At 63.4% G+C, this 12422-nt stretch carries 11 protein-coding genes; 9 read left to right on the top strand and 2 right to left on the bottom strand.

What is annotated here, in order from left to right:
• The first annotated feature begins 85 nt into the window (after positions 1-85).
• From ASD45_RS19885 to ASD45_RS19875, 3 genes are all read left to right on the top strand, one after another.
• Positions 86-1114 carry an ABC transporter substrate-binding protein gene (locus tag ASD45_RS19885; protein ID WP_056913624.1) on the top strand — a complete coding sequence of 343 codons (1029 nt, stop codon included), beginning with the start codon at positions 86-88 and terminating at the stop codon, positions 1112-1114.
• A 67-nt stretch (positions 1115-1181) separates the two neighbouring features.
• Positions 1182-1964: an ABC transporter ATP-binding protein gene (locus tag ASD45_RS19880; RefSeq protein WP_056913392.1), complete on the top strand. Its 783-nt coding sequence runs from the start codon at positions 1182-1184 to the stop codon at positions 1962-1964.
• Complete coding sequence (locus ASD45_RS19875) at positions 1961-2740, top strand: ABC transporter permease (protein WP_056913391.1); 780 nt, start codon at positions 1961-1963, stop codon at positions 2738-2740. Before ASD45_RS19880 ends, ASD45_RS19875 begins: the two co-directional genes overlap by 4 nt.
• 28 nt (positions 2741-2768) lie before the next feature.
• On the opposite strand, the gene ASD45_RS19870 is transcribed toward ASD45_RS19875, so the two are convergent.
• Together ASD45_RS19870 and ASD45_RS19865 are read right to left on the bottom strand one after the other, a co-directional pair.
• Positions 2769-3671, bottom strand: a complete 903-nt coding sequence (locus ASD45_RS19870) for a LysR substrate-binding domain-containing protein (RefSeq protein WP_056913390.1) — start codon at positions 3669-3671, stop codon at positions 2769-2771.
• A gap of 216 nt (positions 3672-3887) precedes the next feature.
• Positions 3888-5054: an acetyl-CoA acetyltransferase gene (locus tag ASD45_RS19865; protein WP_056913389.1), complete on the bottom strand. Its 1167-nt coding sequence runs from the start codon at positions 5052-5054 to the stop codon at positions 3888-3890.
• A gap of 214 nt (positions 5055-5268) precedes the next feature.
• On the opposite strand from ASD45_RS19865, the gene ASD45_RS19860 reads away from it, so the two are divergent.
• From ASD45_RS19860 to ASD45_RS19835, 6 genes are all read left to right on the top strand, one after another.
• On the top strand, positions 5269-6531 hold the full coding sequence (locus tag ASD45_RS19860) for a D-alanyl-D-alanine carboxypeptidase family protein (protein ID WP_082541055.1): 1263 nt from the start codon (positions 5269-5271) through the stop codon (positions 6529-6531).
• Positions 6528-7712 carry a GTP-binding protein gene (locus ASD45_RS19855; protein ID WP_056913388.1) on the top strand — a complete coding sequence of 395 codons (1185 nt, stop codon included), beginning with the start codon at positions 6528-6530 and terminating at the stop codon, positions 7710-7712. The genes ASD45_RS19860 and ASD45_RS19855 overlap by 4 nt, the downstream gene beginning before the upstream one ends.
• A gap of 113 nt (positions 7713-7825) precedes the next feature.
• Complete coding sequence (locus ASD45_RS19850; RefSeq protein WP_056913387.1) at positions 7826-9499, top strand: long-chain-fatty-acid--CoA ligase; 1674 nt, start codon at positions 7826-7828, stop codon at positions 9497-9499.
• Complete coding sequence (locus tag ASD45_RS19845; protein WP_056913386.1) at positions 9496-10053, top strand: DUF924 family protein; 558 nt, start codon at positions 9496-9498, stop codon at positions 10051-10053. The genes ASD45_RS19850 and ASD45_RS19845 overlap by 4 nt, the downstream gene beginning before the upstream one ends.
• A 9-nt stretch (positions 10054-10062) precedes the next feature.
• Positions 10063-10941, top strand: coding sequence for a dihydrodipicolinate synthase family protein (locus ASD45_RS19840; protein ID WP_056913385.1), 879 nt, complete (start codon positions 10063-10065; stop codon positions 10939-10941).
• Between the two features lie 82 nt (positions 10942-11023).
• Entirely contained in the window at positions 11024-12421 is a 1398-nt protein-coding gene (locus ASD45_RS19835) for a lipopolysaccharide biosynthesis protein (protein WP_056913384.1), read from the top strand.
• Position 12422: the final 1 nt, after the last annotated feature.

Raw genomic sequence — 12422 nt, 5'->3', positions numbered from 1 at the left:
GGGTGCGCAACGGCCGCGACCAAGAAGGATTTCTTCCATGCGCGCTATCGATGCCGCCCGGCTGGCACGGTCCGGGAAACCGGTGATGTTTAAAATGCTGAGGAATTCGGCTGCCGCCCTGGCCGTCGCCGCTGTCGTGGCGGCCGGAGCCGGTACCGCCCGCGCGCAGGAAACCAGCATCAAGTTCAGTCTCGACTTCAAGTTTGAGGGGCCGTCGGCGCCGTTCCTGGTGCCGCTCGACAAGGGCTACTACAAAGCCGAAAAGTTGAATGTCACTATCGACAGCGCGTCCGGCTCGCTCGAGCCGATCACCCGCGTCGCCTCCGGCACCTATGACATGGGCTTCGGCGACATCAATTCGCTGATCAAGTTCCGCGACGCCAACCCGAACACGCCGATCAAGGCGGTGTTCATGGTCTACAACAAGCCGCCCTTCGCCATCATCGGCCGCAAGAGCCGCGGCGTCGTGAAGCCAAAAGATCTGGAAGGCAAGAAACTTGGGGCGCCCGCGCCGGACGGCGCCTACGCGCAGTGGCCGATCTTCGTCGAGGCCAACGGCATCGACGCCTCCAAGGTGACGATCGAGAATGTCGGTTTCCCGGTGCGCGAGCCGATGCTGGCCGCCGGTCAGGTCGACGCCATTACCGGCTTCTCGTTCTCGTCCTTCATCAACCTCAAGGAAAAGGGTGTCGCGGTTGACGACATCACCGTGCTGCTGATGGCCGATTACGGCGTCAACCTGTACGGCAACGCCATCATCGTGAATCCGAAATTCGCCGCCGAGCATCCGGATGCGGTGAAGGGCTTCATCCGGGCCTACCTCAAGGGCCTGAAGGACACGATCACTTCGCCGGCCACGGCGGTCGACTCGGTGCTCAAGCGCAACGACATCGCCAAGAAGCCGACCGAGCTCGAACGTCTCACGATGGCGCTGAACGACAATATCGTGACGGCCGAGACCAAGAAGGACGGCTATGGCGGCGTCGATGCAACGCGCTTCGCCAAGGCGATCGAACAGATCGGCCTGACCTACAAGTGGAAGAGCGACAAGCCGAAGATGGAGGACATCTTCGACGCATCGTATCTGCCGCCCGCCGCCGATCGCAAATTCTGACGGCGTGTTGCGCATGATCCCGAAACCGGTCAGCCGGATATCGGAATCAGCGCACATGGTAGATCAAATGTCCGCTTTCGTTTCCCTGGAAAACGTCAGCCATGCTTATGCCGGCGCGGGCTCCGCGCTGGCGGTCGAGGGGCTGTCGCTCGATGTCGCCGAGGGCGAGTTCGCCGCCGTGGTCGGCCCGTCCGGCTGCGGCAAGTCCACCCTGATGAAGCTCGCCACCGGTCTCCAGTTCCCGCAAACCGGCACGGTGACCGTCGCCGGCGAGCGCGTCAGCCACCCGGTCAAGATCGCCGGCATGGCTTTTCAGGCGCCGACTCTGCTGCCATGGCGCACGACGCTCGACAATCTGCTGTTGCCACTGGAGATCGTCGAGCCGTACCGCCGGGAAATGCGCCGCCGCAAAGGCGAGTTCGCGGCGCGCGCCAACAACCTGCTCGGGTCGGTCGGTCTGCGCGATCAGGGCGGCAAATTTCCCTGGGAGCTGTCCGGCGGCATGCAGCAGCGCGCGTCGCTGTGCCGGGCGCTGATCCACGAGCCGAAGCTCCTGATGCTCGATGAGCCGTTCGGCGCGCTCGATGCCTTCACGCGCGAAGAACTGTGGTGCGTGATCCGCGACCTGCATGCGTCGCGCAAAATCACTGTCGTCCTGGTGACGCACGACCTGCGCGAGGCGGTGTTCCTGGCCGACCGCATCTTCGTGATGTCGTCGCGGCCTGGCCGCGTCATCGTCGAGCGCAGGGTCGAACTGTCGCGACCGCGCGATCTCGAGGTGACGTTCACCAAGGAATTCCAGGACATCGTCCACGAATTGCGCGCTCATATCGTCAAGGCGCGGCAATGACGCTCACCCGAACCAATCTTCTCATCAAGGCTTCGCCCTGGCTGTTCACCATCGGCCTGTTCGTATTCTGGGAAGCGGTGGTGCGGATCTTCAAAATACCGACCTTCTTCCTGCCGCCGCCGAGCCTGATCGCGCAGGCCTTCGTCGAATTCGCCGGGCCGATCGCGCGCAACTCGTGGATCACGCTGGAAACCACCTTGATCGGCTTCGCGCTTGCGGTCGGCTTCGGCCTGCTGCTCGGCCTCGTCGTCGGCTGGTCACGCGCCATCTATGCCGGTTTGTATCCGCTGATGATCGGCTTCAACGCCATCCCCAAGGTCGCGCTGGTGCCGATCCTGGTGCTTTGGTTCGGCATCGGTTTCATTCCCGCGGTGCTGACCGCGTTTCTGATTTCGTTCTTCCCGATCGTCGTCAATGTCGCGACGGGGCTCGCCACCATCGAGCCCGAACTCGAGGACGTGCTGAAGGCCCTGGGCGCCTCCAAGCTCGACATCATGCGTAAAGTGGGAATCCCGCGCACGCTGCCCTATTTTTTCGGCTCGCTGAAAGTGGCGATCACGCTGGCCTTCGTCGGCTCGGTGATTTCCGAAAGCGTGGCGTCGAATTACGGCATCGGCAATCTGATGCTGCAGGCACAGGCGCAATTCCAGGTGCCGCTGATTTTCGCCGGGCTGGTCGCGCTGGCAGTCGAGGGCATCGCCATGTACGCGGTGATGGCGATGCTGGAAAAACGCATGACGGGCTGGGCGCAGCGTTCGGGCTTCGGCCAAGGCTGAAATCCCGGGCCCCGCGCGGCGCGGCGTCCTAACTGGCGAGCAGGTCGAGGCCCCGCCGGCCCGGCGGCACCTTGATCAGCCGCCGCACGGTGGCGGAAATGTCGTCGGCGAGTGCCTCGTAAACCTCGCGCGGCCCGCCTTCGCGCACGAAGACCCCGGCGTAGACTTCGGGCAGCGGCGGCAACGGCAGATCGTCGGCGATGATCAGACCCGCCTCGATGGCGCGGCGGCGCGTGATCGGCATGACACCGAGGCCGGCGGCAACGGCCCCGGTCAGACTGGTGACGACCGGCGCGGTAAAAACCTCTTCCCAATCGAGACCGGCGGCGCGCAACGCGGAAACGGCAACCCTGTGATGGACGCCGGGCTCGCCGTGGGAAATCAGCGGCACGCGCTCGCCGTGACCGAGGCGGAATTGCGGACCGCGAACCCAGACCAGAGGCGCCGTCCAGCCGTCGCGGGCATCTTTCGGCTCGACCGGCGTCAGACCGATGAAGAGATCGAGCTCGCCGCTGCGCAGCTGACGCATCATCGAGTCGCTGTCGGCACTGCTGACGCTAAAGCGCAAAGCCGGACTGGCGGTGCGGAAACGCTTGAGAACATCCGGCAGCACCATCGCCACGAAATCGCTCGAGGTGCCGATCCGGACCACCAGATCCGGCCTGACGCTGTCGCCGCCAAGGCGGACGATCTGGTCGTTGATCGACAAAAGCCGGCGCGCATAACTGACCACGACCTCGCCATGCGAGGTCAGGCTCACGCCTTGCACCGAGCGATCGAAGATATCCTCGCCGAGAAGATATTGCAGACGTTTGATCTGGGCGCTGACCGCCGGCTGCGTCACGCCGAGCGACATCGCCGCCTTGGTGAAGCTGCGGTGATCGACGACCGCCACAAGCGTACGCAACAAGTCCGTCGGAATGTTCGTCATGGCGCCCGTACCCCCCAAGCGACCCCGGCTTTACAACCTGTAGTTCATATAACAAAATATTAACACGAATATCGATGCAATCAATTTCGCACTCGCGGCAGGTTGTGCAAGCGAATCGAGTTGCATTGACGCTACTACACGCACGGGTAGCGGCGCATCTCATCTCTTAGTTGGAACAAGGGCCGGCCGCCGATTCGTTTCAGTACCGGGCTCCAATTACCGGAGCCGTTCGAGAATACTGACGTAGTTGGCGACGGCGGTGCCGCCCATATTGAAGATCCCGCCGAGGCGGGCATTCTGGACCTGAAGGTCACCGGCGGTTCCGGTCAGTTGCATGGCCGTCAGGGCGTGCATCGAAACACCGGTCGCGCCGATGGGGTGGCCCTTGGCCTTGAGCCCGCCGGACGGATTGACCGGCAGCTTGCCGTCTTTCTGGGTCCAGCCTTCCTTGATGGCGCGTGCGCCCTCGCCTTCCGGCGTCAATCCCATGGCCTCGTATTCGATGAGCTCGGCGATGGTGAAGCAGTCATGGGTCTCGACAAATGAGAGGTCGTCGAGCGTCAGGCCGGCTTTCGTCAGGGCGCGCTGCCAGCCGAGCGCGCAGCCCTCGAATTTGAGAATGTCGCGCTTCGCCATCGGCAGGAAATCCTGCACATGTTCGGCAGCGCGAAACGCGACCGCCTTCTTCATGCGCAACGCCGTTTCGACGTCGGCCAGCACCACTGCGGCTGCGCCGTCGGAAACCAACGAACAGTCCGTGCGCTTGAGCGGACCGGCGACGAAGGGATTCTTCTCGCTTTCGTTGCGGCAGAAGTCGTAGCCGAGATCCTTGCGCATCTGCGCGTAAGGATTACCCACGCCGTTCTTGTGATTCTTGGCCGCGATCATGGCCAAGGCATCGGACTGGTTGCCGTATTTCTGGAAATACAGCCCGGCGATCTGACCGAACACGCCGGCAAAGCCACCTTCGATCTCCGCTTCGTCGCGCACATAGGACGCTTTCAGCAAATTCTTGCCGATTTCGGGTCCGGGCGTCGTCGTCATCTGCTCGACACCGACCGCCAGGACAATGCGCGCCGCTTTGGCGTCGATTGCCTTGATGCCCTGGTGCACCGCAGCGGAACCGGTGGCGCAGGCGTTCTCGACGCGTAGCGCGCGCTTGAAGCGCAGGTCCGGCGAGGCTTGCAGTACCAGCGAAGCCGTAAAGTCCTGAGCCGAGAAGCCGGCATTGAAATGCCCAAGCACGATCTCGTCGACATCCTTGGCCTCGATGCCGGCATCGGCCAGCGCCTCGGTGGCCACCTTGACGATCAGGCTCTCAACGGTTTCCCCGGAGAGCTTGCCAAACGGGCTATGGGCCCAGCCGACTATTGCCGCAGTCATTGCCTACTCCCGGTATCCCTTGCCGAACTTTGGTCGCATTAACCGGCGATTTTGTCCGAACGTCGATTGACCATAATCACATATGCATTGGCGGCCGGCTTTGCGTCGCGCCGCAAGCTTAGATAGCGTAGAACCGCGGTTCGCGGAACCCGACTGATGATTCCGGGTTCCCGCCCTGGTTTTGTGCCATCGATCGCCCGACCGGAACGCAACATTGCCCCATCCCAGCCGCCCCCGCCGCTTATCGCTAGCCCTGCTCGGCATCTTTGCCGGGGCCCTTCTCGGTCTGACGTCGGCGGGCCGCGCCCATGCCGAAGCCCAGCTTCTGATCGACGCCGCCACCGGCAAGGTGCTGCATGCCGAGAATGCCACCTACCCGTGGTACCCGGCTTCGGTCACCAAGCTGATGACGCTCTACACCACGCTGCGTCTGATCCAGGACAAGAAGATCACCTTCGACACCGTCATGACGGTGACCAAGAACGCCGCGGCGCAGCAGCCGACCAAGATGGGCTTCAAAGTCGGCACTCAGGTCACGGTCGATAATGCCATCAAGATGCTGATGGTGAAGTCGGCGAACGACATCGCCGTCACCATCGCGGAAAACCTCGGCGGCTCGATCGAAGGCTTCGCCGACATGATGAACGCCAATGCGCGGCGGCTCGGCATGACGCAATCGAACTTCGTCAACCCGAATGGCCTGCCGGCAGAGAACCATGTTTCGTCAGCCCGCGACCTCGCCATTCTTGCGCGGGCGCTGATCAACGAATTCCCGCAGGACGACGCCTATCTGCATGTTCACGCCATCCGTTACGGCAATCGGATCATGCGCAACTACAACAGCCTGCTCGACCGTTATCCGGGCGCCGATGGCATGAAGACCGGCTTCATTTGTGCGTCCGGCTATAACGTGGTCGCATCCGCCACCCGCAATGGCCGGCGCCTGATCGCTATTGTCCTCGGTTCTTATTCGGGTGCGACCCGGGCGCAGAAGGCCGCGCAGCTTCTCGAGAGCGGGTTCGACAACAGCGGTCTGAACTGGCTGACGCCCTCACTCGGCACCGTGGACAAGCTGGCGCCGATCGATGCCCCGCCACCAAACCTGCGCGATGAAATGTGCGGCGGCCATCGCCGCAAGCCGCCATCGGAAGACAACCAGGAAGAAGAAGTGACGTCCGAAGCGGCGACCTCGACCGCGCCTGGCGGCGGTCCCGCATTCATGCTGTCGAGCCTGAAGCCGGGCGCCGGCAAGTTCGTGCTCGGCCCCCCGGTTGAAACCGTGCCACCGGTGACGGTCTTCACCGGTCCGGCCAACCATCCCGATCCGGTCGTCGCCGCCGCGCCGCACGCCAAGAAGAAAAAGAAGGTCGCCGCCAAACCGGCCGGCGAAACGGCGCCCGCCGCCGCGACATCGCCCAAGCCCAAGACGACCGCGAAGAAGCAGACCAAGCCGAAGGTTTCGTCGGCGACGCAATGAGCGGCGAACCGACCAGCCCCGGCGCCTCCCGGCGCGGCCCGCCCGAGCCGATTCCGCTGTCGCTGCTGACCGGCTTTCTCGGCGCCGGCAAGACGACGCTGCTCAATCGTCTCCTGAAAGACGAAGCGCTCGCCAACACGGCGGTCATCATCAACGAATTCGGTGAGGTCGGCCTCGATCACCTGCTGGTCGATTACATCGACGACAACACGGTGCTGCTGCAGTCCGGCTGCCTGTGCTGCACCATGCGCGGCGATCTCGTCGATGCGCTGGAAAAGCTGCTGCGCGACCTCGACAATGGCCGCGTCAAGTTCTCGCGTGTGCTTCTGGAGACGACCGGGCTCGCCGATCCGGCGCCGGTGCTGCATACCGCGATGGTGCATCCCTATCTGGTCAAGCGCTTCCGGCTCGACGGCGTCATCACCGTGGTCGATGCCGTCAACGGCGACAAGACGCTCGACGAGCATGTCGAAGCCGTGAAGCAGGCCGCGGTCGCCGACCGTATCGTGCTGAGCAAGACCGACATCGCCGCGCCGGCGGACACGCAGCGACTGATCGGGCGGCTGAAGTCGCTGAACCCGGCCGCCGCGATCCTCGATGCCGCACAGGGCGAAGCCACCCCCGACAAGCTCCTGAATTGCGGCCTGTACGATCCATCGCGCAAGATCCCAGATGTGGGCAAATGGCTGGCCGCCGAGGCCTATGAGGCCGGTCATGGCCACGACCATGGCCACGACGATCATGCCCACCACGATCATGCCCATCATGGCCATGGTCACCAACATCACCACCACGACGTCAGCCGCCACGATGAGCACATTGGCTCCTTCGTGCTGCGCGCCGACCGGCCGATCGCCGGCGGCACGCTCGATATGTTCCTGGAACTCCTGCTGTCGACCTATGGCGCGCAGATTCTGCGGCTCAAGGGCATCGTGAACGTCGCCGAACACCCCGATACGCCGCTGGTGGTGCATGGTGTGCAACACGTACTTCACCCGCCCGCCCGCCTCCCCCACTGGCCGGATGACGACCACACGACGCGGCTGGTGTTCATCACCAAGGATTTGCCGCAGCGCACTGTAAGCGACCTGTTCGACGCCTTCCTCGGTGTTGCCAAGACCGACCGGCCGGACCGGATGGCCTTGACCGACAATCCGTTGGTGCCGTTCGGCGGCCGCTAGCCGATACCCGCGGCGTTTTCGCCGGGCGCCGATCCACCACTTGCACGCTTGTTCGACTCGATTGATGCTGGCGCCAAGGTGTCCCATATAAGGGGGCACTTCAGGGGAACGTCATGGAGAGGATCTGGCTGCGCAACTACCCGCCGGGCGTGCCTGCCGACATCGATCCCAGCCAATATTCGTCGCTCGTCGCCATGTTCGAGGAAAGCTTCAAGGCTTTCGGCGACCAGACCGCCTTTGTCTGCATGGACAAGGAACTGACCTACCGCGCGTTCGAGGATACCTCGCGCGCCTTCGCCGCCTATCTTCAAGGCCTCGGGCTGGCCCGCGGCACCCGCATCGCGGTGATGATGCCGAACGTGTTGCAATGCCCGGTCACCGTGACCGGCGCGCTGCGCGCCGGCATGACGGTGGTGAACGTCAATCCGCTCTACAAGCCGCGCGAACTGCAATTTCAGCTCATCGATTCTGGCGCCGAGGTGATCATCGTCCTGGAGAACTTCGCCAAGGTCGTCGAAGAAGCGATCCCTGGCACGCAGATCAAGCACGTCGTAGTCGCCAGCATGGGCGACATGCTCGGCACGCTCAAAGGCGCGATCGTCAATATGGTGGTACGGCACGTCAAGAAACTGGTGCCGCGCTACTCATTGCCCCGGTCGGTCAGCTTCAACGACGCGCTGGCGCGCGGCCGCGCCGGCCGCTTTACCAAACCCGAGATCGGCCCTGACGATATTGCCTTCCTGCAATATACCGGCGGAACGACGGGCGTCGCCAAAGGCGCGATCCTGTTGCATCGCAATCTCGTCGCCAACATGCTGCAGGTCGACGCCTGGTATCAGCCGATGGTGGCGCTGCCGCCGCCAATCGACAACCTCGTAATCCTGACGGCGCTGCCGCTCTATCACATCTTCGCGCTGACGGCGTGCTTCCTGTTCGGCGTGCGCAAGGGCGGCGTTTGTCTGCTCGTCCCAAACCCGCGCGACATCCCCGGTCTGATCAAGGAACTGAAGAAAACCAAAGTCAATTCCTTCCCGGCGGTGAACACCTTGTTCAACGCGCTGCTGCATCATCCCGAATTCAAGTCGATCGACTGGAGCTTGCTGAAGTGCTCGATCGGCGGCGGCATGGCCGTGCAGCAACAGGTCGCAGAACAATGGGTGCGGGCGACCGGCCGGCCTATCATCGAGGGCTATGGTCTTTCGGAGACCTCGCCGGTGCTGACCTGCAACCGGGGCGACATCACCGGCTTCACCGGCACCATCGGCTTCCCGGTGCCGTCGACCGAGATATCGATCCGCGACGACGCCGGTCACGAGCTGCCGCTCGGCGAAGCCGGTGAAATATGCGCCCGCGGGCCACAGGTCATGCCGGGCTATTGGCGGCGGCCGGACGAAACTGCGCTGGTGATGACCAAGGACGGCTTCTTCCGCACCGGCGACATCGGCCTGATGGACGAACACGGCCGCGTCAAGATCGTCGACCGCAAGAAGGACATGATCTCGGTATCGGGCTTCAAGGTGTTTCCGAACGAGGTCGAGGATCAAGCGATGCTGCAAGGCGCCATCGCAGAATGCGCCGCGGTGGGCGTGCCGGACGAAAATTCCGGCGAAGCAGTGAAGCTGTTCGCAGTCAAGAAATCACCCGATCTCTCCGAACACGACGTTCAGGCCTTCCTCCGTGGCAAGCTCGCGGCGTATAAGGTGCCGAAATACGTCGAGTTCCGGAAAGAACTGCCGAAGACCAATGTCGGCAAGATCCTGCGCCGGGCGTTACGGGATGGCGAATGAGCGATAAAAGCCTGGCCACCGCTGCCGAAGTCGTTGCGTTCTGGCGCGCCGCCGGGCCGGACGCCTGGTTCAAGAAGGACGCGGCTTTCGACACCGCGCTGCGCGACCGCTTTCTCACCACCCATGAGGCGGCCCGCGACGGTGCGCTGAGCGCATGGGAAGCGACGGCCGAAGGTGCGCTCGCGCTGTTGCTGCTGCTCGATCAGTTTCCGCGCAACATGTTTCGCGGTTCCGCGCGCATGTTCGAGACCGATCCGATGGCCCGCGCGACTGCAGCGGCGGCTTTGGTGCGCGGCTTCGACGCCGAAGTGCCGACCGAGCTGCGCAGCTTTTTCTATCTGCCATTCGAGCATTCCGAAGACATCAAGGATCAGGAGCGCTCGGTGGCTTTATGCAAGGCGACCGGCGACGCCGATCTCCTGAAGTGGGCCGAGATCCACGCCGACATCATCCGTCGCTTCGGCCGCTTCCCGCATCGCAACGCCGTGCTCGCGCGCGCGACGACGCCGGAGGAGCAGGCGTTTCTCGATGACGAGAAGAGTTTCAAGGGGTAGGCACGGCGCATGTCGGCAACATTCCACGGCGTCTTTCCCTACCTCGTCACACCGATCGATGCACAAGGCCGCATCAAGACCGACGTGCTGGCGAAACTGTGCGACGACCTGATCAAGGCCGGTGTCCACGGCTTGACGCCGCTAGGTTCGACCGGAGAGTTTGCCTATCTGTCGCGCGAACAGCGCGAGACCGTGGTGAAGACGACGATCGAAGCGGCAGGAAAACGCGTGCCGGTGATCGCGGGCGTCGCCTCGACCGCGACGGCCGATGCCGTCGAGCAAGCGCGCAACTACCAGAGGCTTGGCGCCGACGGCATTCTCGCGATCTGCGAAGCGTACTTTCCCCTCAAGGACGCGCAGGTCGAAGCCTATTTCCGCGCCATCGCCGATGCGGTCGATATCCCGGTGGTGATGTACACCAACCCGAATTTCCAGCGCAGCGATCTCACGCTCGACGTCATCGCGCGCCTCGCCAAGCATCCGCGTATCGTTGCGATCAAGGATGCCTCGACCAATACCGGACGGTTGCTCTCGATCATGAACCGCGCACCGGAGATCGATGTGTTCGCGGCCTCGGCGCATATCCCGGCGGCGGTGATGCTGATCGGCGGCCTCGGCTGGATGGCCGGGCCGGCCTGCGTGGTGCCGAAACAGAGCGTCCGGCTTTACGAACTGTGCAAGGCGGGCGCATGGCCCGAGGCGATGGCTCTGCAACGCGAGCTGTGGCGCATCAACGAAGCCTTCGCACGCTTCAACCTCGCCGCCTGCATCAAGGCCGGGCTGCAGATCCAGGGTTACGACGTCGGCGATCCTGTGCCGCCGCAGACTCCGCTGTCCGCCGAGGACCGCAAGGTCGTTGCGCAGATTCTGTCGGATTTACCGGCCTGATTGCGCTCCAGCGGTATCGGCGGACGGGGCGACTCCGGCATCTTCCAACCGATTCTTAACGATCCCTTGCTATGGGCGGAGCATGGCCCCGCCCTCCAGTTCCGACGCCGACGCTGTCGCCGCTCCACCGCCGTCACTGAGCAGCGCCATCGCGCGCGTGCGCGCGATGCTGGCCGACAAGAGCGACTCCCGGCTGGCGCAATTGATGGCGGGCAAAGTGTTCCTCGTCCGCGTCGCCAATGCGATGCTGATGCTGCTCAGTCAGGTATTGCTGGCGCGCTGGATGGGCTCCTACGAATTCGGCATTTTCATCTATGTCTGGACCTGGGTGCTGATGATCGGCGCGCTGTCCGACATGGGGCTGTCCTCGGCGGCCAAGCGCTTCGTGCCGGAATACACCGAGCTCAAGGCCTTCGATAAGTTGCGCGGCTTCCTCGTCGGCAGCTGCTGGCTGGCCTTCGCCATCGCCACGGGTATCGCCGCCATCGGCGCGCTCGCGGTCTGGCTCTTGGACTCGTGGCTCGATCACTATCTCGTCATCCCGCTTTTTCTCGCCTGCGTGATGATCCCGGTTTACGGCCTGGTGCAGGTCCAGTCCGGCATCGCCTCGGCCTATGACTGGGCGGGTCTGGCGTTCTGGCCGTTCTACATCATCCGCACCTCGCTGGTGATCGTCATGATGGGCATCGCCTGGGCGATCGGCCTGCCGACCGACGCGCACACCGCGCTCTACATCTCGATCGTTTCCATCTACGCCATCACCATCGGCCAGCTCTTCGTCCTCAACCGCCGGCTCAAGACCAAGGTCGAGCCCGGGCCGAAACAGTATGAAGTGAAGACCTGGCTCGGCACTGCCCTGCCGATCTTCGTCGTCGAAGGCTTCTTCCTGCTGCTGACTTATGTCGACATCCTGGCTCTGCAGCACTTCGGCACGCCGGAAGACGTCGCGACCTATTATGCCGGCGCACGGCTCCTTTCGATCGTCGCCTTCGTTTATTTCGCTATCTCCGGCGCAGTGACACATCGCTTCACCGAGTATCACGTCACCGGCGACAAAGAGCGGCTGGCTTCGTTCTTCGCCGAAACGATCCGCTGGACATTCTGGCCGTCGCTGGCGATGTGCGCTGGTATTCTCATTTTCGGTAAGCCGCTGCTGTATCTCTTCGGCCCCGACTTCCAGTCCGCCTATCCGGTGATGTTCATCCTCGCGATCGGCATGCTGGCGCGCGCTGCGGTCGGCCCGGCCGAGCGGTTGCTCAACATGCTCGGTCAGCGCATGCAATGCGCCTCGATCTATGCGGGCGCCTTCACCATCAATCTGGTGCTGTGCATCATCCTGATCCCGCGCATCGGTATCGAGGGAGCCGGCACCGCGACCGCGACGGCGCTGGTGTTCGAATCGGTCATGCTGTTCGTCGTGGCGCGCCGCCGCCTCGGGCTCCACGTGCTGATGTGGGGCGGGAAAAAGCTCGACGTATAAT

Source organism: Pseudolabrys sp. Root1462 (assembly GCF_001426945.1).
GTDB lineage: Bacteria > Pseudomonadota > Alphaproteobacteria > Rhizobiales > Xanthobacteraceae > Pseudolabrys.
This window is presented reverse-complemented; position numbering and strand designations above follow the sequence as displayed.